Annotated in this window: 13 protein-coding genes and 3 pseudogenes; 9 read left to right on the top strand and 7 right to left on the bottom strand. The window is 60.9% G+C overall.

Annotated elements, in window-relative coordinates:
- Positions 1 to 66 precede the first annotated feature (66 nt).
- Complete coding sequence (locus tag HT737_RS23350) at positions 67 to 633, bottom strand: nitroreductase family protein (RefSeq protein WP_047292448.1); 567 nt, start codon at positions 631 to 633, stop codon at positions 67 to 69.
- Positions 634 to 754: 121 nt separating this feature from the next.
- Here HT737_RS23350 and HT737_RS23345 point away from each other — a divergent pair, with 121 nt between their 5' ends.
- Positions 755 to 2,209, top strand: coding sequence for a TrkH family potassium uptake protein (locus tag HT737_RS23345; RefSeq protein WP_047292446.1), 1,455 nt, complete (start codon positions 755 to 757; stop codon positions 2,207 to 2,209).
- Here HT737_RS23345 and HT737_RS23340 read toward each other — a convergent pair.
- Positions 2,166 to 3,222: pseudogene (locus HT737_RS23340) on the bottom strand (AraC family transcriptional regulator). The gene HT737_RS23345 and the pseudogene HT737_RS23340 sit on opposite strands and share 44 nt — an antisense overlap.
- Before the next feature lie 164 nt (positions 3,223 to 3,386).
- Between HT737_RS23340 and HT737_RS23335 the strand changes: the two are divergent.
- Positions 3,387 to 3,698: a DUF962 domain-containing protein gene (locus tag HT737_RS23335; protein ID WP_182404105.1), complete on the top strand. Its 312-nt coding sequence runs from the start codon at positions 3,387 to 3,389 to the stop codon at positions 3,696 to 3,698.
- A gap of 26 nt (positions 3,699 to 3,724) precedes the next feature.
- Complete coding sequence (locus HT737_RS23330) at positions 3,725 to 4,315, top strand: HD domain-containing protein (protein ID WP_182404104.1); 591 nt, start codon at positions 3,725 to 3,727, stop codon at positions 4,313 to 4,315.
- Between the two features lie 122 nt (positions 4,316 to 4,437).
- On the opposite strand, the gene HT737_RS23325 is transcribed toward HT737_RS23330, so the two are convergent.
- A complete protein-coding gene (locus HT737_RS23325; protein ID WP_047292436.1) occupies positions 4,438 to 5,253 on the bottom strand; it encodes a UDP-2,3-diacylglucosamine diphosphatase in 816 nt (271 codons plus the stop codon).
- A gap of 136 nt (positions 5,254 to 5,389) precedes the next feature.
- Here HT737_RS23325 and HT737_RS23320 point away from each other — a divergent pair, with 136 nt between their 5' ends.
- Together HT737_RS23320 and HT737_RS23315 are read left to right on the top strand one after the other, a co-directional pair.
- On the top strand, positions 5,390 to 6,154 hold the full coding sequence (locus HT737_RS23320) for an AraC family transcriptional regulator (RefSeq protein ID WP_182404103.1): 765 nt from the start codon (positions 5,390 to 5,392) through the stop codon (positions 6,152 to 6,154).
- Positions 6,155 to 6,328: 174 nt separating this feature from the next.
- A complete protein-coding gene (locus HT737_RS23315) occupies positions 6,329 to 7,222 on the top strand; it encodes a DMT family transporter (RefSeq protein WP_121184286.1) in 894 nt (297 codons plus the stop codon).
- Here the strand turns inward: HT737_RS23315 and HT737_RS23310 are convergent.
- Positions 7,216 to 7,503, bottom strand: a complete 288-nt coding sequence (locus tag HT737_RS23310; protein ID WP_027613985.1) for a SelT/SelW/SelH family protein — start codon at positions 7,501 to 7,503, stop codon at positions 7,216 to 7,218. The two genes, HT737_RS23315 and HT737_RS23310, sit on opposite strands and share 7 nt — an antisense overlap.
- Before the next feature lie 71 nt (positions 7,504 to 7,574).
- Between HT737_RS23310 and HT737_RS23305 the strand changes: the two genes are divergently transcribed.
- Complete coding sequence (locus HT737_RS23305) at positions 7,575 to 9,776, top strand: patatin-like phospholipase family protein (RefSeq protein ID WP_182404102.1); 2,202 nt, start codon at positions 7,575 to 7,577, stop codon at positions 9,774 to 9,776.
- A gap of 140 nt (positions 9,777 to 9,916) precedes the next feature.
- Here HT737_RS23305 and HT737_RS23300 read toward each other — a convergent pair.
- The 3 genes and pseudogenes from HT737_RS23300 to recQ all read right to left on the bottom strand — a co-directional run bounded on the left by HT737_RS23300 (position 9,917) and on the right by recQ (position 14,520).
- A pseudogene (locus HT737_RS23300) lies at positions 9,917 to 11,693 on the bottom strand (FimV/HubP family polar landmark protein).
- 127 nt (positions 11,694 to 11,820) lie between these two features.
- Positions 11,821 to 12,255, bottom strand: a complete 435-nt coding sequence (locus tag HT737_RS23295; RefSeq protein WP_016984207.1) for a MarR family transcriptional regulator — start codon at positions 12,253 to 12,255, stop codon at positions 11,821 to 11,823.
- Positions 12,256 to 12,388: 133 nt separating this feature from the next.
- Positions 12,389 to 14,520: pseudogene (gene recQ, locus HT737_RS23290) on the bottom strand (DNA helicase RecQ).
- 390 nt (positions 14,521 to 14,910) lie between these two features.
- Between recQ and HT737_RS23285 the strand changes: the two are divergent.
- The 3 genes from HT737_RS23285 to HT737_RS23275 all read left to right on the top strand — a co-directional run bounded on the left by HT737_RS23285 (position 14,911) and on the right by HT737_RS23275 (position 18,472).
- Positions 14,911 to 15,498 (top strand): YecA family protein, encoded by a 588-nt coding sequence (locus HT737_RS23285; RefSeq protein ID WP_025110580.1) that lies wholly within the window; start codon positions 14,911 to 14,913, stop codon positions 15,496 to 15,498.
- Positions 15,499 to 15,508: 10 nt separating this feature from the next.
- Positions 15,509 to 15,904, top strand: a complete 396-nt coding sequence (locus tag HT737_RS23280) for a YbaN family protein (RefSeq protein WP_182404101.1) — start codon at positions 15,509 to 15,511, stop codon at positions 15,902 to 15,904.
- Positions 15,905 to 16,108: 204 nt separating this feature from the next.
- Positions 16,109 to 18,472, top strand: a complete 2,364-nt coding sequence (locus tag HT737_RS23275; protein WP_182404100.1) for a hypothetical protein — start codon at positions 16,109 to 16,111, stop codon at positions 18,470 to 18,472.
- Positions 18,473 to 18,654: the final 182 nt, after the last annotated feature.

Raw genomic sequence — 18,654 nt, 5'->3', positions numbered from 1 at the left:
CTACAGAGTCGAAACACCTGTAGGAGCTGCCGAAGGCTCGGGCCGCGATCGGACGATCTTTTGACTTTAAACCTTGCCCGGCCAGGCGCTGACGAATTCGGCCAGATCAACCTTCTCGGCAACACGCGGCTCTTTCTGCGGCGTGCCGAGGTACAGGAAGGCAATCACCTGCTCGCCTTCAGCCAGGCCCAGCCCCTTGGCCACATGCGCCGAATAGGCCAGATCACCGGTACGCCACACCGCACCAATCCCCTGCGCATAGGCCGCCAGCAGAATTCCGTGCGCCGCACACCCCGCCGCCAGCAACTGCTCGGCCTTCGGATACTTGACATGTTCCTGCAGTTTCGCGATCACCACGACCACCAGCGGCGCCCGCAGCGGGCCGTTGCGCGCCTTGTCGATCATCGCTTCAGTGACTTCACCTTCCTGCATCTGCGCCGCTTCGGCCAGCAACTCGCCCATTTGCTCGCGCGCCGCCCCTTCGACGGTGAGGAAACGATACGGCTGCAGATGGCCGTGATCCGGCGCACGCAGGGCCGCACCGAACAGCGCTTCGCGCTGCTGCGCGGTGGGGGCCGGTTCGACCAGGCGTGGAACGGAAACACGGTTGAGCAACGCGTCGAGAGCCTGCATCGGCCACCTCCTGAGAAAAATGTGCGGCTATTCTAGCTTCATCTGCCAACGGGATGCCGGTTTACATGCCCTGCCTCACGGGTAGAATGGCGCCCTTCCCACTTCAGCCCGAGCGGACTTCATGGCGTTGCCGACCTTACGGATCATTGGTTTCATCATCGGCATCTTCCTGATCACCCTGGCCGTCGCCATGGTCGTGCCCATGGCCACCCTGGTGATTTTCGAGCGCACCAGTGACCTGCCGTCGTTCCTCTGGGCGAGCATGATCACCTTCCTCGCCGGCCTTGCGCTGGTGATTCCCGGACGCCCGGAACACATCCATCTGCGCCCGCGTGACATGTACCTGTTGACGGTCAGCAGCTGGCTGGTGGTGTGCATTTTCGCCGCGCTGCCATTCCTGCTGACTCAGCACATCAGCTACACCGACTCGTTCTTTGAAAGCATGTCCGGCATCACCGCCACCGGCTCAACCGTGCTCAGCGGGCTGGACAGCATGTCGCCGGGAATCCTGATGTGGCGCTCGCTGCTGCACTGGCTCGGCGGTATCGGCTTCATCGGCATGGCGGTGGCGATTCTGCCGCTGCTGCGCATCGGTGGCATGCGCCTGTTCCAGACCGAATCGTCCGACCGTTCAGAAAAGGTCATGCCGCGCTCGCACATGGTGGCGCGCCTGATCGTGGCCGCCTACGTCGGCATCACCATCCTCGGCAGCCTGGCATTCTGGTGGGCCGGAATGAGCCCGTTCGATGCGATCAACCACGCGATGTCGGCGATCTCCACCGGCGGCTTCTCGACCTCCGACCAGTCATTGGCGAAGTGGACACAACCGGCGGTGCACTGGGTCGCGGTGGTGATCATGATTCTCGGCAGCCTGCCATTCACCCTCTATGTCGCGACCATGCGCGGCAATCGCAAGGCATTGATCAAGGATCAGCAGGTGCAGGGCCTGCTCGGCATGTTGCTGGTGACCTGGCTGGTGCTTGGCACCTGGTATTGGTGGACCACCAAGCTGCATTGGCTGGAGGCCCTGCGGCACGTGGCGCTGAACGTGACCTCGGTGGTCACCACCACCGGTTTCGCCCTCGGCGACTACAGCCTGTGGGGCAACTTCTCGCTGATGCTGTTTTTCTATCTGGGCTTTGTCGGCGGCTGCTCCGGTTCGACCGCGGGCGGGATCAAGATCTTCCGTTTCCAGGTCGCCTACATCCTGCTCAAGGCCAACCTTAACCAGTTGATTCACCCGCGCGCGGTGATCAAGCAGAAGTACAACGGTCACCGCCTCGACGAAGAAATCGTGCGTTCGATTCTGACTTTTTCGTTCTTCTTCGCCATCACCATTTGCGTGATCGCCCTGCTGCTGTCGCTGCTCGGCGTGGACTGGATGACTGCGCTGACAGGCGCTGCCAGCACCGTGTCCGGCGTCGGCCCGGGCCTGGGTGAGACCATCGGCCCGGCGGGCAACTTCGCCACCCTGCCGGATGCCGCGAAGTGGATCCTGTCGTTCGGCATGCTGCTCGGCCGACTGGAGATCATTACGGTGTTTGTGCTGTGTATTCCGGCCTTTTGGCGTCACTGACCGGCGCCTGCAACAGCCGCGCCCGGTAATCGCCGGGGCGTGGTGTCAAACCAGCGACGGAAGGCGCGGAAGAAGTTGCTCGGATCGGCAAACCCCAGCAGATACGCAATCTCCAGCAGGGTCATGCTCGGCTGGGCCAGGTATTGCTCGGCGAGTTCGCGGCGGGTGTCGTCGAGCAACTGCTGAAAACTCGTGCCCTCCTCCTGCAACCGCCGCTGCAAGGTGCGCTGCGACAGATGCAGGGTCTGCGCCACCGTATCGCGCTTGGGTTCGCCCTGCGGCAACAAGCGACATAGCACCTGCCGAGCCTTGTGGGTCACGCGGCTTTCAGAGAATCGCGCCAGGTACTCCCCGGCAAACCGGTCGTGCAACAGCGCCATGGCTTCGTTGGCGGTGGGCAGTGGCGCCTCCATGTCGGCCCTTTCGAAAATCAACGCATCGTACGGTGCGTTGAACATCAGCGGCGCATGGAAGGCTTGCCTGTAAGGTTGCAGGTCTGCGGGCTCGTCGCCCTGGAACAGCACTTTGACCGGATGCAGCGTGCGCCCGGTCAACCAGCTGCACAGGCCCAACGCACAGGCCAGCGAGGCTTCGGCGCTCTGTCGGGTCGGTGGCAGGTGATCGCCATGCACCGTCAGAATCAGCGCATAGCCTTCTTCGAGCAGGCGAAAACTCAGGTCGGCACTTTCGGCGATGATCCGCTGATAACGCACCAACCGTTGGAAGCCTTCGGCCAAGGTGTTGCTCGACATCAAGGCATAGCCGGCGACATGGAACGAGGCCGGACGCACCACTTTGCCCATGTTCAAGCCGATCGCCGGGTTGCCGGACAGCTCGACCGCCCGTTGCCAGAGCCGGGTCATGGAATCCTGCGGGAAACGCGCATCCGGATCATCCAGGGCCGCGTAATCGAGCCCCAGTTGCTTGAACAGCACCCGGCAATCCAGGCCGTCCATCTCCAATGCTTTGACAATCCCCATCGCCCAGCTTGCAGAAGTCGTTCGTTCGCTCATGGCGTCATTCTTTTACATGATGGATCACATGTTGCGACCCGATTTGCGAAGGATACTAAAGTGGCGCCCATTGTCACTGGCTGATACCAGTGTTCACTCTAGACTCAAATAGGCTACCCGCCGAACAACTTGCCGTCAGAACAATAACCACAGAGATCGCAGTCGTGGAAAACATCAAGCCATTCAATAGCTTCGCCGAGTTTTATCCGTATTACCTCAGCGAACACGCCAACAGTACCTGCCGCCGATTGCATTTTATCGGCACCACGCTGGTGATTTTCATTCTGGCCATGACCCTCGCCAAGGGCGCCTGGCTACTGTTACTGGCCCTGCCGCTGGCCGGTTACAGCTTTGCCTGGATCGGGCACTTCTTCTTTGAGAAGAACCGTCCGGCGACTTTCCAGCATCCGCTGTACAGCCTGCTCGGCGATTTCGTCATGTACCGCGACATGATCCTCGGCCGCGTGGCGTTCTGAAACCCGACACACCTGGAGGCTTGCCGATGAACGCCAATGCCCGCTTCACCCACATGCAGGATGGCACGCCGGAAGACTGGGCGATCATCGCCGCAGACTTCAGCGCCTACGCCCGGCAATTGCCGTCGCGGATCGTCGCGCACCTGAAGTTGCTGGAAGGTGATTTCGGCGGCTTCCCGGTGGATCGCCTGACCCACTCGCTGCAAACCGCGACCCGCGCCTATCGCGATGGCCGTGACGAGGAGTACGTGGTCTGTGCGCTGCTGCATGACATCGGCGACACCCTCGGCTCCTACAATCACCCGGACATCGCGGCGGCGATTCTCAAACCGTTCGTCAGCGCCGAAAATCTGTGGATGGTCGAGAAGCACGGAATCTTTCAGGGTTACTACTTCTTCCATCACCTGGGCATGGATCGGCACCTGCGCGAGCAATTCGCCGCGCATCCGCAGTACCAGGCGACGGCGGAATTCTGCGCCAGGTACGATGCGGCGGCGTTCGACCCTGACTATGACACGCTGCCGTTAAGCTTCTTTGAGCCAATGATGGAAAGGTTGTTTGCGCATCCGAAGCACTCGATCTACAAGGCCGCGATGGAAGAACACAGCCCGGCCTGAGAACACCACAATTCAAAATGTGGGAGCGAGCCTGCTCGCGAATGCGCAGTGTCAGGCAACACTGCTTTGCCTGATGTAACGCTTTCGCGAGCAGGCTCGCTCCCACACGGGATCTGTGTCGTTCAGGCGAGTTCGGCGACCTTGGCCGCCTTGAGCTGTGCCTCCCGCGCCTGGGCATCTGCCAGGCGATACAACTCGATCGTGCCATCCCAATGCTCGATCAACGCCGTGCACGACTCCACCCAGTCGCCGCAATTGAGGTAGTCCACCTCGCCGACCTTGCGGATCTCGGCGTGGTGAATATGCCCGCAGACCACGCCGTGCAATTCGCGTTTCACACATTCGTGGGCGATCGCTTCTTCGAAGTCGCTGATGAAGCTCACCGCCGTCTTCACCTTGTGTTTCAGGTACGCCGACAACGACCAGTAGCCGTAGCCATAACGGGCACGCCAGTGATTGAGCCAGCGGTTGAGGGTCAGGGTGAATTCGTAGGCCGAGTCGCCGAGAAAGGCCAGCCAGCGGTGATAGCGGGTGATCACGTCAAATTGATCGCCATGGATCACCAGCAAGTGCCGGCCATCCGCCGTGACGTGCACCGCCTCGTCGACCAACTGGATGTTGCCGAGGATCAGCTTCGAATAACGGCGCAGGAATTCGTCGTGGTTGCCGGTGACGTAGATCACCTCGGTGCCGCGCTTGCTCATGGTCAGCAGGCGGCGGATCACGTTGGTGTGCGCCTGTGGCCAGTACATGCCACCGCGCAGCTTCCAGCCGTCGATGATGTCTCCGACCAGGTAGATCTTGTCGGCGTGGTAGCCCTTGAGAAATTGCGACAAGTGCTCGGCCTGGCAGTCCCGTGTGCCCAGATGCACATCGGAAATCCACAAGGTGCGCACCCGTTGTTTACGGCTGGGTCTGGCGAGCTCGGCGCTGGTCATGGGCAACCCTCTGCGATGTTTTCGCCACTGTGCACGCACCGGGTGAATCGACCATGACAGGCAGGCGTCAGTCGTGTGACAGCGCGCAAGCCCGTTGCCCCGGTGTAGACTGGCGCTCACTTCGGAGACCTCTGCCATGCGCCCGATCCTGACTCTGCGCCAATACACCCACGACCTGATCGTCCACAGCCACGACCACGCGCAACTGGTGTTCGGTCTGTCCGGCGCGCTGGATTTCGAAGTCGAGGGTCAGGGCAGCCAGGTGCGTCAGCAGAGTTTCGTGGTCGTCCCCGGCGGCGCGCATCATGCCTGCGGCAGTCCCGATGGCAGCCGTTGTCTGGTACTGGACGTACCCGACGGGCCATGGCTGAACGATTCGCTGGGCGAGCACGCCGACGCCAGTCAGCGCTTGCTCGACCAGCCTGCGCGGTTGTCCCTTGATGCCGGGCAAAGCCAATTGGTCAATTGGCTGGCGAACAGCCCGGTCACGGATCCGCTGATCGCCCAGCAAGGCGCGGTGTTGCTGCTCGCCAGCCTGAATCACGCCAGACCTGCCGAACACTCGGCGCGGCGTCTGCCCTACGCGGCGCTGGATGCGCATATCGAACAATACGCCGCCTACCCGCTGCAAGTGGCCGATCTGGCGCAGATCGCCGGATTGTCCAGCGCCCGGCTGCACGCACGGTTCATGGCGGAATGCGGGCAGACGCCGATGGACTACATTCGCAGCCGGCGGCTGCACAAGGCGGTTTGCCTGCTGCGCGACACGGCGCTGCCCATCGGCGAAATCGCCTGCCGGGTCGGCTACAGTTCGCAAAGTGCGTTCGCGGCGGCGGTATTGCGGGAGTTTGGCGCGTCCCCGGGCCAGTTGCGCCGCGATTCCTGCGACAAAAAACGCTAGTTCGCCGACAGACTTCTGCGCCGCAACACGTTTCAATGTTTGCCCATGCTCCCTGTTGGAGCTGCCGAAGGTGCGATCTTTTGAATTTGACTTTGCAAGATCTTAAGCAAGATCAAAAGATCGCAGCCTGCGGCAGCTCCTGCATTTGAAACCGTGTTCGGATTAAGGATTGCAATGACTCCGCGTACCGCCCTCGGCGCCCTGCATATCGGCGCTCTGATGTTCGGCCTGACCGGTGTGTTCGGCAAACTCGCGGCCGCCTCACCGGCGGTTATCGTCTTCGGACGTGCGGCGTTTGCCGTGCTCGCCCTGGCCTTTTTCGCCCGCTTCGCCAGCCAGCACGGCTGGCAGAAACTGCAGGCGGTCGACTGGCGCCGCCTGGCACTCAGCGGCGTGTTGCTGGCCGGGCACTGGGTGAGTTTTTTCATCGCAGTGAAAGTCGCCGGGGTGGCGATTGCGACCTTGGGCTTCGCGAGTTTCCCGGCGTTCACGGTGATTCTTGAAGGGCTGATTTTCCGCGAACGCATCCGCGCCAATGAAATTGTGCTGGTGGTGCTGGTCAGCGTGGGTCTTGTGCTTGTAACTCCGGCGTTCGATCTGGCCAGCGGCGCCACCACCGGATTGCTCTGGGCGGTGCTGTCGGGCTTGCTGTTCGCCCTGCTGTCGCTGACCAACCGCGCCAGCTCCGGACGTATCCCGGCGGTGCAGGCGGCGCTGTGTCAAAACGTGGTGGTGGCGCTGTGTCTGCTGCCGGTCGCGGCCCCGCAACTGAGCGAAGTACGCGCGATGGACTGGCTGTGGATCGGCCTGCTCGGGGTGTTCTGCACCGGCGTTGCGCACAGCCTGTTTGTCGCCAGCCTCGCGGTGATCAAGGCGCGCACCGCCGCCGTGGTGTTCGCCATGGAGCCGGTCTACGGCATCACCGTCGCCTGGCTGCTGTTCGATGAAAACCCGAGCGTGCGCATGCTGATTGGCGGCGCGCTGATCATCGTCGCCATCGTGGTCTCGGCGCGGATGTCAGGCAGCGCCGACAAGAAAACCGTCGCCGCCGAAGCCGCGTCTCACTGAGTGCGGTCGTTGTGACCGAGGTCGCGCTCAGGGTCGATCTGATCGCGGACTCGCTGCTTGAGCACCTTGGCCTCGGGAAAGCCGCCATCGGCCTTGCGCTCCCAGATCTGCACATCGTCGCAGCTGATGTGAAATACCCCGCCAGTGCCGGGCACCAGAGACACCTTGCCGAGGTCGTCGCCGAAAGTGCTGAGCAGTTCCTGCGCCAGCCACGCGGCGCGCAGCAGCCACTGGCATTGGGTGCAATATGTGATGACGATTTCCGGTTTTGCAGCAGACATGTTCGCTGAAACTCCTGAGACAGGGGGCGCCGCTATAATAGCCGGCTTTATCGCTTGCCCCGAGACTCACCATGCGCCGTTTGCTGTTCTGCCTGTTGCTTGGCTTTCTGCCGTTCTTTATTGATGTCAGCGTGCATGCCACCGAAGCCCCCCGCCCGAAAGTCGGCCTGGTGCTGTCCGGTGGTGCTGCCCGTGGTCTGGCGCACATTGGCGTGCTCAAGGCCCTTGAGGAGCAAGGCATCAAGATCGATGCAATTGCCGGCACCAGCATGGGCGCGGTGGTCGGTGGCCTGTATGCCTCGGGCTACAAGATCGATGAGCTGGAAAAACTCGCGTTGAACATCGACTGGCAACAGGCGCTGTCCGACGCCCCGCCCCGGGAAGACGTGCCGTTTCGCCGCAAACAGGACGACCGCGACTTTCTGGTGAAACAGCAACTGAGTTTCCGCGATGACGGCAGCCTCGGCCTGCCGCTGGGGGTGATTCAGGGCCAGAACCTGGCGCTGATGCTGGAAAGCCTGCTGGCGCATACCAGCGACACCCGCGACTTCGACAAGCTGCCAATCCCGTTCCGCGCGGTCGCCACCGACATCGCCAACGGCGAAAAAGTAGTGTTCCGCAAAGGTCACTTGCCGCAGGTGATCCGCGCCAGCATGTCGATCCCGGCGGTGTTCGCCCCGGTCGAACTGGACGGCCGGCTGCTGGTGGACGGCGGCATGACCGATAACATCCCGCTCGACGTCGCGCGGGAAATGGGCGTCGACGTGGCAATCGTGGTCGACATCGGCACGCCACTGCGCAACCGCAAGCAACTCGCCACCGTGGTTGATGTGCTGAACCAGTCGATCACCCTGATGACCCGGCGCAATTCCGAAGAACAACTGGCCGCCCTCAAACCCGGCGATGTGCTGATCCAGCCAGCGCTGGCGGCGTTTGGCGTCACCGACTTCGGCAAGGCCCAGGAGATGATCGACGCCGGTTACCGCGCCACGCGGATTCTCGACGCCCGCCTCGCTCAGCTCAAACCCCACGAATCTCAAGACGCCGAACTCAATGCGGCCCGCGCCCCGGGCCAGCGCACGCCGATCATTACCGCGATCAAGGTCGAGAACAATTCGAAAGTCGGTGACGACGTGATCCGCTACTACATTCGCCAGCCCATCGGTGAACCATTGGATCTCGGTCGACTGCATTCGGACATGGGCACGCTGTACGGCCTCGATTACTTCGAACAGGTGCAGTACCGCGTGGTGCACAAGGGCCAGGATCACACGCTGGTGATCAGCGCCCGAGGCAAACGCAGCGGTACCGATTACCTGCGGGTCGGCCTGAACCTCTCGGACGACATGCGCGGCGCCAGCGCTTTCAACCTCGGCGCCAGCTATCGGATCAACGGCATCAACCGTCTCGGCGCGGAATGGCTGACCCGGGCGCAGATCGGCGATAAACAGGAGCTGTACACCGAGTTCTATCAACCGCTGGATGTCGGCTCGCGCTACTTCATCGCGCCCTCTCTGGTGTTCCAGGCGCAGAACGTCGACGCAGTGCTCGACAACGATCCGATCGCCCAATACCGGGTCGAACGCTACGGTATGGCCCTGAATGTCGGACGGCAGATCGGCAACAACGGCGAAATGCGTTTCGGCGTCGGCGAAGCCTGGGGCAAGGCCGACGTGCGCATTGGAGATCAGGACCTGCCGAGCGAACACTTCAACGAGGGCTTCTACTCGCTGAAGTATTCGTTCGACTCGCTGGACAACGTTTACTACCCCCACGACGGCAAAGACATCAGCCTGACCTTGCTGCAATTCGAACCAAGCCTGGGTTCGGACACCCGTTACCGCCAGTGGGAGTTCAAGCTGGACAAAGCCATGAGTCGCGGTCCGGATACGCTGATTCTCGGTGGCCGCTATGGACGTACGCTGGATGACACCAACGTGGTGACCTCAAGCTTCCTGCTCGGCGGCGCACGGCAGTTGTCGGGCTTTCGCGAGGACTCGATCTCCGGGCAAAACGTCAGCCTGATGCGCGCGGTGTATTACCGCCGGTTGACCCCGCGTTCGTACCTGCCACTGGACTTCCCGTTGTATGCCGGCGCCTCGCTGGAACGCGGCCGGGCGTGGAACAACGACAACGAATTCGACAGTGGCTACATCAACGCCGCCAGTGTGTTCATCGGTTTCGATACGCCGTTGGGACCGTTGAATTTCACCTATGGCTTGAATGATGCGAATGAACAGGCGGTTTATCTGAATCTGGGGCAGACGTTCTGATCATTCAGGTGGATTGATGTTGCCGGCCCTGAGGCCTTCGCGAGCAAGCTCGCTCCCACAATGGAGCGCATTCCAACTGTGGTAGCGAGCTTGCTCGCGAAGGTGAAAGTCCAGTCACTGCACAATGCGGTGACTCAACATCAGCGAATACCCGCGAGTAACGTCCGCGCCGTTTGCTTGAGAGGCTCGTCCCCTTCCTTGAGCAACTCATTGAGCAGCGCAATGGCGCTGTCGATATCCCCGTCATCAATACAGGTTTGCGCCTGTTCAAGCTTCACCGAAGCGACAGCAGGTTCCGGCTCCTGCGGTGTCAGTGGCTCCAGCGCCAGTGATGGCGGCGGGTCACCAAATTCATTGAGAAAGTCATCATCCAGTGGCTGCGCGTCGGGTTCGGGAATCCACTCCAGCTCCGCCTCGTCACTCGCGGCGACCTCGGGCAACTCGAAGTCCACCGGCAGCACTTCAAGGCTTGAGTCCGACGCGGGGGCGCCCGCGGATGGCTGATCTGCGGCCGTCCGACTGTCTTCAAGATCCCAACTTGAAGCCATCGACAGCTCCCCCAGGTTCAATTCGAAATCGTCCTCAGGCGCCGGCGGTGCTGGCGCAATCGGTGCTGCAGCGATGACAGGCAACACCGGTGTGATCGCTGCAGCACGGGTGAGCTTTGGATGACGCGCCCGGATCGCCTCCAGTTGCAGAGGATCGACTCCTGCCCCGCGCAATTGGTTTTCCTGTTGCTCGAAAGCGGCACTGTCGCCCTGACGCCCCAACACTTCAAGCAATTGCACGCCCAGATCGGTGCGTTCCGGCTCTTTGTCCAAGGCATCGCGCAACAGCCCGACGGCCTCGTTCAGGCGTCCGTAGGCCAGGTAAATTCCCACCGCCTCCAGCACATCTCCCGCCGCCGGCTCTTCACGATGCTCGGGTGTTGCACCGAGGCCTATCGAGGGCGCAGTGGATCTGTCGTCCAGATCCGGCTCGTGACCGGTCGGGGCAAGCGCCAGCGGCGCTGCATTTTCGGCCAGTTGCCGGCGACGGCGCACGAACAGCCCGCCCGCCAGCAGGCCCAACAACAGCAGCAAGCCGCCGAACAGCGGCCAGTTGAGATCATTGTCCTCGACTGGCAGCGCGGCGGGTGCTGGCGCTGGGGTTGGCGGCGTAATCACCGGTGCCGGAGGCTTTTGCAATTCGGTCAAACGCGTTTGCAGATCACTGACCTGTTTTTTACCGTCGGCAATCTGCACATCCTGCGCCTGCAGTTTGACGTTGAGTTCGTCCACCGTCTTTTTGCAGTTGCTGATTGAGCAATACGCTGGTCGCCAATTGCTCCGCGAGGGCATCGCTGGCGGGCGAAGCCGCCGCTGGAGATGTCGGCGCCGAGGACGGTGCATCGCGTTTGCCCTGGGCTGCCTGCGGCGCCGCGGTGGCAGGCTCGACGGCGGGAAATTCAGAGGATTGCGGATGGGGATCGGGTTCATCCGTGGCCGGTACGATACTGGGCGATCCAGGCGGATCGATCAGCACCGTGTACTCGCGCAGCAGGCGGCCATTGGGCTGATCGAGCTGCAGCAGAAAATTCAGAAAGGGTTCCTTGACCGGCTTGCGCGAGGTCACCCGGATCATCTGACGATTGCCATGCAGGATCGGGGTGAACTTGAGGTCATTGAGGAAGAACACCCGTTCCACCCCGGCCCGGCCGAATTCATCTGCCGAGGCCAGGCTGGCCGAGAGATCGCTGGCACTCAAGCCAGCGGCATCCACCAGCGCAATGTCGGCCTTGAATGGCTGATTGAGACCCGAGTGAACCGTGATGTCTCCCAGGCCCAGTGCCATCGACCAGGTCGAATAGCTGAAAACGCCAGCGACCAGCAGCCATTTGGCGCCACTGCGCAGTACCACGTGCCGACTTGCGTGCATGAGCATCCCTTAGATAAGCAAAACCGGTTTCTATGCATTCGCACATCCGGTACGAACACGATATTGCCCAGTAGTTCTTATAGTCTGCTCAGCGCGATCTCTCAAAAAACCGGCACGCGGTTATGCCTCAAGATTTTTCCAGGTTGCCCAGAATGTGCCCGTGAACCCGCATGCACACCTTCAAATCCGCCTCGTCGACGCCTTCGAACAATTCATGGCGCAGTTGCGTGGCAATGGTTTCGATTTGTTCGATCAGCGGCAGCGCAGGTGCGCAGAGCACGATTTTTTTCGCCCGGCGGTCTTCCATCACCGACTGGCGTTGCACCAGGCCCTGGCTTTCCAGACTGTCGAGCAAACGCGCGAGGGTCGGCCCCTCGACGCCGACACTTTGCGCCAGCTCGCGTTGGGTCGGCGCCTCTTCGAAACGCGCCAGATGCAGCAGCACCAGCCAGCGCGCCTGGGACAATCCCAGCCCCGCCAGTCGGCGATCCAGTTCGGCGCGCCAGCCACGGGACATCTGGGCCAATTGCATGCCAAAGCGGTGTTGATCGGTTAACGGCATAAAACACTCATGAGTAGACTGACAAATAGAGAAAAACTAATTATTAGTCAGCTAAGCATGACATTTGGCTATAGGCAAGAGCCGACCTGTACTGAATCGTTACAACTGCCTGACGGTTGGCGCAAACGCCCTCTTACATTTCAAACTCAGATTGCAACGCAGCCCTGACGCAGTAAAGAACGCCTTCCGGAACCCGACCGGCGAACAGCTCGGCCACTTCGGCGACCGACGGCAACTCGCCTTCGCCGTCGAGGAACGCATCCTGCACCTCGCCCATCAGTTCTTCAGGCAGGTCGAGCGCCTGCTCCAGCGACAATTGCTGCTTGCCAATGGCCTCGGCGAGCATGGTGTAGACGTTCTTTTTCCGAGCACTGCAACTGCCCGGCGATCTGCATCGGGGTCATGCCGGCGCGGGCCAGCGTGATCAGTTCGTGGCGCACGTCGGCCACCGCTTTCGGCGCTTCGGCTTCGCCGCCAAGCACTTCGAGGAAGGCCTCGCCGTAACGCTCCAGCTTTCGCGCACCCACGCCGCTGACCCGCGCCATGTCGGCCAGCGAGGTTGGCTGGCTGCGGAGCATTTCCAGCAGCGTCGAGTCGGGGAAGATGACGTACGGTGGCACACCATGCTCTTCGGCGAGTTTGCGCCGCAGCGCACGCAGGGCTTCCCACTGTTCGCGCTCTTCGCCGCGCACCAGTTGGCTGGCCGGGCTCTTGCTGGCGGTCTTGGCGGTGACCTGCGGCTTGAGGTCGCGGCGCAGTTCCAGCGTCACCTCGCCCTTGAGCAATGGCCGACAGGTGTCGCTCAGGCGCAAACCGCCATAGCCCTCGTGATCGACGTCGGCCAGACCACGCGCCACCAACTGACGAAACAGCGAGCGCCATTCGCTTTCGCTCAGCGCCTTGCCGACGCCATACACCGACAGATGCTGATGACCGAAGCTGCGGACCTTTTCGTTATCCTTGCCCAGCAACACGTCCACCAGATGGCCGACGCCATAGCGCTGGCCGGTGCGATAGATCGCCGACAGCGCCTGACGCGCCGGCTCGGTGGCGTCCCAGGTCTGCACACCGTCGACGCAGTTGTCGCAGTGGCCGCACGGCTCGGGCATGTCTTCGTCGAAATAGGCCAGCAGCGTCTGCCGGCGGCAGCGGGTTTCTTCGCAGAGCGAAAGCATGGCGTCGAGCTTGTGCTGCTCCAGGCGCTTGTGGCGCTCGTCGCCTTCGGAGTTCTGCAGCATCTGCTTGAGCATCACCACGTCTTGCAGACCGTAGGCCATCCACGCATCCGCCGGCAGGCCATCACGACCGCCGCGCCCGGTTTCCTGATAGTAGGCCTCAAGGGATTTCGGCAGGTCGAGGTGCGCGACGAAGCGCACGTTGGGCTTGTCGATGCCCATGCCGAACGCCACGGTGGCGACCATGATCAGGCCCTCCTCGTTGAGGAAGCGTTTCTGGTGATAGGCGCGCAAATCGTTGGGCAGACCGGCGTGATACGGCAGCGCCGGGAAGCCCTGCTCGGTGAGGAACGCGGCGACTTCCTCGACCTTTTTTGCGCGACAGGCAGTAGACGATGCCGGCATCGCTGCGGCGCTCGGCAAGGAACGCCAGCAACTGCTTGCGCGGCTGCTCCTTGGGCACGATGCGGTAGAAGATGTTCGGCCGGTCGAAACTCGACAGAAAGCGCTCGGCGTTCTGCAGGTGCAGGCGGGTGACGATTTCTTCGCGGGTGCGCTTGTCGGCCGTGGCGGTCAGGGCGATGCGCGGCACATCGGGGAACATTTCCGCCAACTGGCCCAGTTGCAGGTATTCCGGGCGGAAGTCATGACCCCACTGCGATACGCAATGCGCCTCGTCGATGGCAAACAGCGCAATGTTCAGCCCTTGCAGGAACGACAGCATGCGCGGCTGTACCAGACGTTCCGGCGCCAGATAGAGCATCTTCACTTCGCCACGCTTGATTCGCGCCGCCAGATCGCGCTGCTGTTCGGCGCTCAGCGTGGAGTTCAGTGCAGCAGCGGCCACGCCCAGTTCTTCGAGGGTGGCGACCTGATCGTCCATCAGGGCGATCAACGGCGACACCACCACCGCGAGGCCTTCGCGCAGCAGCGCCGGTACCTGGAAGCACAGGGATTTGCCGCCACCGGTAGGCATCAGCACCAGCGCATCACCGCCGCTGGCCACGCGCTCAATGATCGCACCCTGGCGGCCACGGAAACTGTCGTAGCCGAAGATGTCCTTGAGGACGCGTTGAGCCTGTTCGAGCATAAAAACTCCAAAAATCTACCGAAACATCCCTGCACAGGCTGGTTCAGGACAGCCAGGGCTGCTTAAACAAAACGTAAGAGCGCATTGCAATGACAGCCGCGCGACAAGCAGGGAGCGCAAAACGCGGCAGTATACCCGAGCCCTTCCCGACGAGGGGTGCCGCTGAGTAGAGTCATTCCTGCACCCCTCTGCAGGAGCTGCCGAAGGCTGCGATCTTTTGATCTTGATCTTGAAAAAACAAAATCAAAAGGATCGCAGCCTTCGGCAGCTCCTACAGGAATCCTCGGTGGATCTGCGGGCCATGGCGGGGCAAATCTGCCATGCGGCTGGCTTGAGCGCGCAAGAAGGCCTAGAATTCCCGCATTGTTTATTCCCCAAGGTAGCCCCGTAATGTCCTTCGCTGAGCAACTGACCCGCCTGCAAGTCTTCCTCGACGCCGACGAGCTGCACGAAGAGGCGCTGGATTACGTGGCCGCCCACGGTTACCTGACCGCCCTGTCGATCTGTGCAGAAGATGTACCGGAGCGTGAGTGGATCGACGCCCTGTTCGCCGAAGAGCCGCATTACAGCAGCGACGCACAGCGCGAAGAGATCGAAGCCACGCTGATCGGCCTCAAGGCACACATCGCCCGCCAACTGGCGTCCGACGAAGAATTCGAGCTGCCGTGCGATCTGGATCTGGGCGACGAGCCGGACGACTCCGAACTGCGCGGCTGGTGCATCGGTTTCATGGAAGGTGTGTTCCTGCGCGAAGCGGCCTGGTTCGAAACCGCTGAAGAAGAAGTCAGCGAAATGCTCCTGCCGATCATGGTCGGTTCGGGTCTGTTCGACGAGCAGCCAGAGTTCGAAGACATCGCCAAGGACGCCAACCTGATGGACGACATGATCGTGCAGATCCCGGAAGCCCTGACCGCGCTGTATTTGCTGTGCCAGGCCCCGGACGAAAAACCGGCGATCCTCAAGCCACGCCATCACTAAGATCCGGCCTATGGACAACCCCATAGGCAACCGCCCCCTGATGTTGCGCTACTTGCTGCTGGCCATCGGCTGGATCAGCGTGGTATTGGGGGTGATCGGGATTTTCCTGCCCGTGCTGCCCACCACTCCCTTCCTTCTGCTCGCAGCGGCCTGCTTCGCGCGCAGCTCTCCACGTTTCTATCAATGGCTGGTCGAGCATCCAAAGCTTGGGCCATGGATCCGCGACTACCTCGATGGCAATGGCATTCCGCTCAAGGGCAAGGTCTACGCGATCGGCCTGATGTGGGCGAGCATTCTGTTCTCGTGCTATCTGGTGCCACTGCCATGGGCGCGGGGGTTCATGCTGACCAGTGCGGTGCTGGTGACGGTCTATATCCTGCGGCAGAAAACCCTGCACAAACCTTGATTCCCACTGTAGGAGCTGCCGAAGGCTGCGATCTTTTGATCTTGTTGTTTAAAAAATCAAAGATCGCACCTTCGGCAGCTTCTTCAGAGGGACGGCGTTCGCGCAGGATTTTGTTGTTTAGCCCGAAGCTCTGTGACCGCTCGTCTTAAACCTGCCCGCACCTGTCAGATCTGACAGTAGGCAGCCGCCTCCACCTGATGTGAGATGAGTCAGTTCCGTCTGGACAGACTTCTTTCACTCAAGGTACGCGCCATGGATATCCAGTCATCAACTCTGAATCAGTTATTCGTGTTGTACCCGTTGATCATCCAAGGCTCGATAACACCGGTCAAACCCGATGGCATCGCTGACGTGGGAGTGTCCAGAGCGCTTGTAACCGCCGATCCAAGGGGGCTTGAAGTATTGATTGACCCTTGGGTCGAACTGCAAATGCTTGCCTCGACCAAGGCCGCCCATGATCGAGTCGACGTCTACGTTGACGGCGAAAAAACCCCCGCGGGCAAGACCATTGCTCCAGGTGAAGAAAATCAACGCCTCTCGCTGTACATACCATCCGATTTTTTCAACCAAGGGGTCAATACGGTTAACTACGTCGTCACGCGCGTGGGTGGGAATGTTGAAGAATCAAGAAAATTAACCGTGCTGTACAACCTGCGTCCTTCGACGAGTCTGGTATTGACGATTCCACCCGACGTCGTCACCCATGGCGTGAGTGCCGATCGGGCTGCGCAGGGCGTTGTGTTCACGTTCACTTACACTAACCGCCGGTCATTTGATCGTATCGAGTTTAAGTTGGGCGATACCATTTTCAGATTCAACGTCCCGGATGCCCCGGCTCCGATCACCCTGACGCTGTTCACGGCAGACTTCGAAAAGGCAGGCGACGGCCCCGATGCGGTCGCCGAGTTCTACGTCATCGATCAGTTGGGCAATCGCGCACGATCTTCTGAACAAATCATAGACATACACCTCAGCCGCCTTGATCTGCGCGCCCCGACCGTCATCGGTCAGTCCGGCAACAACTTCAGCCCGACCCAGCCGCAAATCCGCGTGATGATCCCCACAGGCTTGTTGCCCAGCGACTTGGTTTTCGTGAATTGGACCGGTTCGACAGCCGCCGCAGAAGGCTCCTACACCAGCCCGCAACGACTGGTCAGTGCCGGCCTGGAAATCGCGGTGCCGCGCTCAGTGCTGGCCTTCTCCCTGAACAGCCCCATCACCGTGGACTACACCGTTATCCGCAACGGCGTATCCACCACATCACCGCCGTTGAAACTGAACATTCTTCCGCTACCCGCATCGGCCCTGATTCCTCCAAAAATCATCGACGCCGACGCAAACAACGTGCTCGACGTCAATGCACTCGGCACTAAAGACGCGACCATCCACGGCTTGCTCTGGACGCTGATCGACGTCGGTCAGCACGTATGGCTGCGGCTGGAAGGCAAGAAAGCCGACGGCAGCGCGCACAACCTGACGGTCTGGAATGGCGGCGGCAATTACGTCAACGCGACGTGGCTGAACCAAGGGTTCTGGCCACGGACATTCGCCAACAGCTTCCTCAAGCAACTTGGCCACAATACCCCCCTGACCCTCCACTTCCTGGTAGCGCTGGATAAGAGCAACATCAAAGACAACGCGGTGGTGTTTCCACTTCGCACCTACACCATCCGATCGGTCGCCCTGGTGGCACCGACGATCACTTCGGTGAAGGACTTGAGCGGCTGGGAAATTCCCGACAACGGCTACACCGTGCATAAGGAAGTGACCGTCAGCGGCACGGCGCCCGCCGGTCAGGAGGTGGAGGTTTTCGTCGGCAGCCTTGCCAAAGGCAAGGCCAAGGCCGCAACGAACGGCGCATGGAGCCTCCCGCTCACCGGCCTCACGCAGGACGTGCCGCTCAGCATCAAAGCCGTCGGCCAATATGCAACCAATCCGTCATCGAACGTGAGAAAACTCACCGTCGTGTACGGCCAAAGACCGGCCATTACCGCCGCGCATGACGCCAGCGGCGTTGCGATTGCCAATGGCGGCACGACCTCCGATACCAGCGTCACACTGTCGGGCTCGGCCAATGCATTTCTTGAAGTCGAAATCTTCGATGGCTCCACGTCCAAAGGCAAGGTCAAGGCAGACGGCAGTGGTAAATGGAGATTCACACTCACGGGTCTGACCCGAGCCAGTCACGGATTCACGGCAAAAGCGCTGTACGGGTCGAGTACTGTTTCGCCAGTGTGGACGGTGATCGTAGGGCAGGAGGTGGCGCCGACGATTACTTCGGTAAAAGGCACGATCAATACCAGCGAGATTGCCAACGGTGCGTCTACCTATGAGAAAAAAAATCGTCTTGACCGGTGCAGCGAGCCCCAATGCGCTGGTCGAAATTTACGACGGCAGTGTCCGCAAGGGACAGATCAAGGTGAACGCTTCGGGAGTGTGGACGCAGACAGTTTCCGAACTCATCGCCGGCCTGCACAGTTTCACCGTAAAAGCCGTGTATGGCTCGGGCGCCGTTTCGGCGCAGAGGAAACTGACGGTGCAAGTCGTGCTTTCGGAGAACTTCGATAGTTATCCATCCCGAACCATAACGGCTGGCGGACAGATTACTTTGCCCAGCATGACAATTGCATTTTCCGGAGGAAGTGGAAGCCTCGGGATCACCGCTCTTTCGAGTATCAAGCCAACTCACGGAGGACCATTCAGCGCCATAGCCAACAGAAGTTCGGGGCAGATTCTTGAAATGCACGTGG

It is taken from the genome of Pseudomonas sp. MD195_PC81_125 (genome assembly GCF_014060985.1).
Taxonomy (GTDB): Bacteria; Pseudomonadota; Gammaproteobacteria; order Pseudomonadales; family Pseudomonadaceae; genus Aquipseudomonas; species Aquipseudomonas parakoreensis.
Note: the sequence above shows the minus strand (reverse complement) of the source record. Positions and strands in the feature narration are given on the sequence as shown.

What these genes read in the sequence shown, in the direction of transcription:
- HT737_RS23280 (WP_182404101.1), top strand. Translation starts at nt 15,509, where the DNA reads ATGGACAACCCCATAGGCAACCGCCCCCTGATGTTGCGCTACTTGCTG.
- HT737_RS23345 (WP_047292446.1), top strand. Translation starts at nt 755, where the DNA reads ATGGCGTTGCCGACCTTACGGATCATTGGTTTCATCATCGGCATCTTC.
- HT737_RS23275 (WP_182404100.1), top strand. Translation starts at nt 16,109, where the DNA reads ATGAGTCAGTTCCGTCTGGACAGACTTCTTTCACTCAAGGTACGCGCC.
- HT737_RS23305 (WP_182404102.1), top strand. Translation starts at nt 7,575, where the DNA reads ATGCGCCGTTTGCTGTTCTGCCTGTTGCTTGGCTTTCTGCCGTTCTTT.
- HT737_RS23285 (WP_025110580.1), top strand. Translation starts at nt 14,911, where the DNA reads ATGTCCTTCGCTGAGCAACTGACCCGCCTGCAAGTCTTCCTCGACGCC.
- HT737_RS23325 (WP_047292436.1), bottom strand. Translation starts at nt 5,253, where the DNA reads ATGACCAGCGCCGAGCTCGCCAGACCCAGCCGTAAACAACGGGTGCGC.
- HT737_RS23320 (WP_182404103.1), top strand. Translation starts at nt 5,390, where the DNA reads ATGCGCCCGATCCTGACTCTGCGCCAATACACCCACGACCTGATCGTC.
- HT737_RS23295 (WP_016984207.1), bottom strand. Translation starts at nt 12,255, where the DNA reads ATGCCGTTAACCGATCAACACCGCTTTGGCATGCAATTGGCCCAGATG.
- HT737_RS23350 (WP_047292448.1), bottom strand. Translation starts at nt 633, where the DNA reads ATGCAGGCTCTCGACGCGTTGCTCAACCGTGTTTCCGTTCCACGCCTG.
- HT737_RS23315 (WP_121184286.1), top strand. Translation starts at nt 6,329, where the DNA reads ATGACTCCGCGTACCGCCCTCGGCGCCCTGCATATCGGCGCTCTGATG.
- HT737_RS23310 (WP_027613985.1), bottom strand. Translation starts at nt 7,503, where the DNA reads ATGTCTGCTGCAAAACCGGAAATCGTCATCACATATTGCACCCAATGC.
- HT737_RS23330 (WP_182404104.1), top strand. Translation starts at nt 3,725, where the DNA reads ATGAACGCCAATGCCCGCTTCACCCACATGCAGGATGGCACGCCGGAA.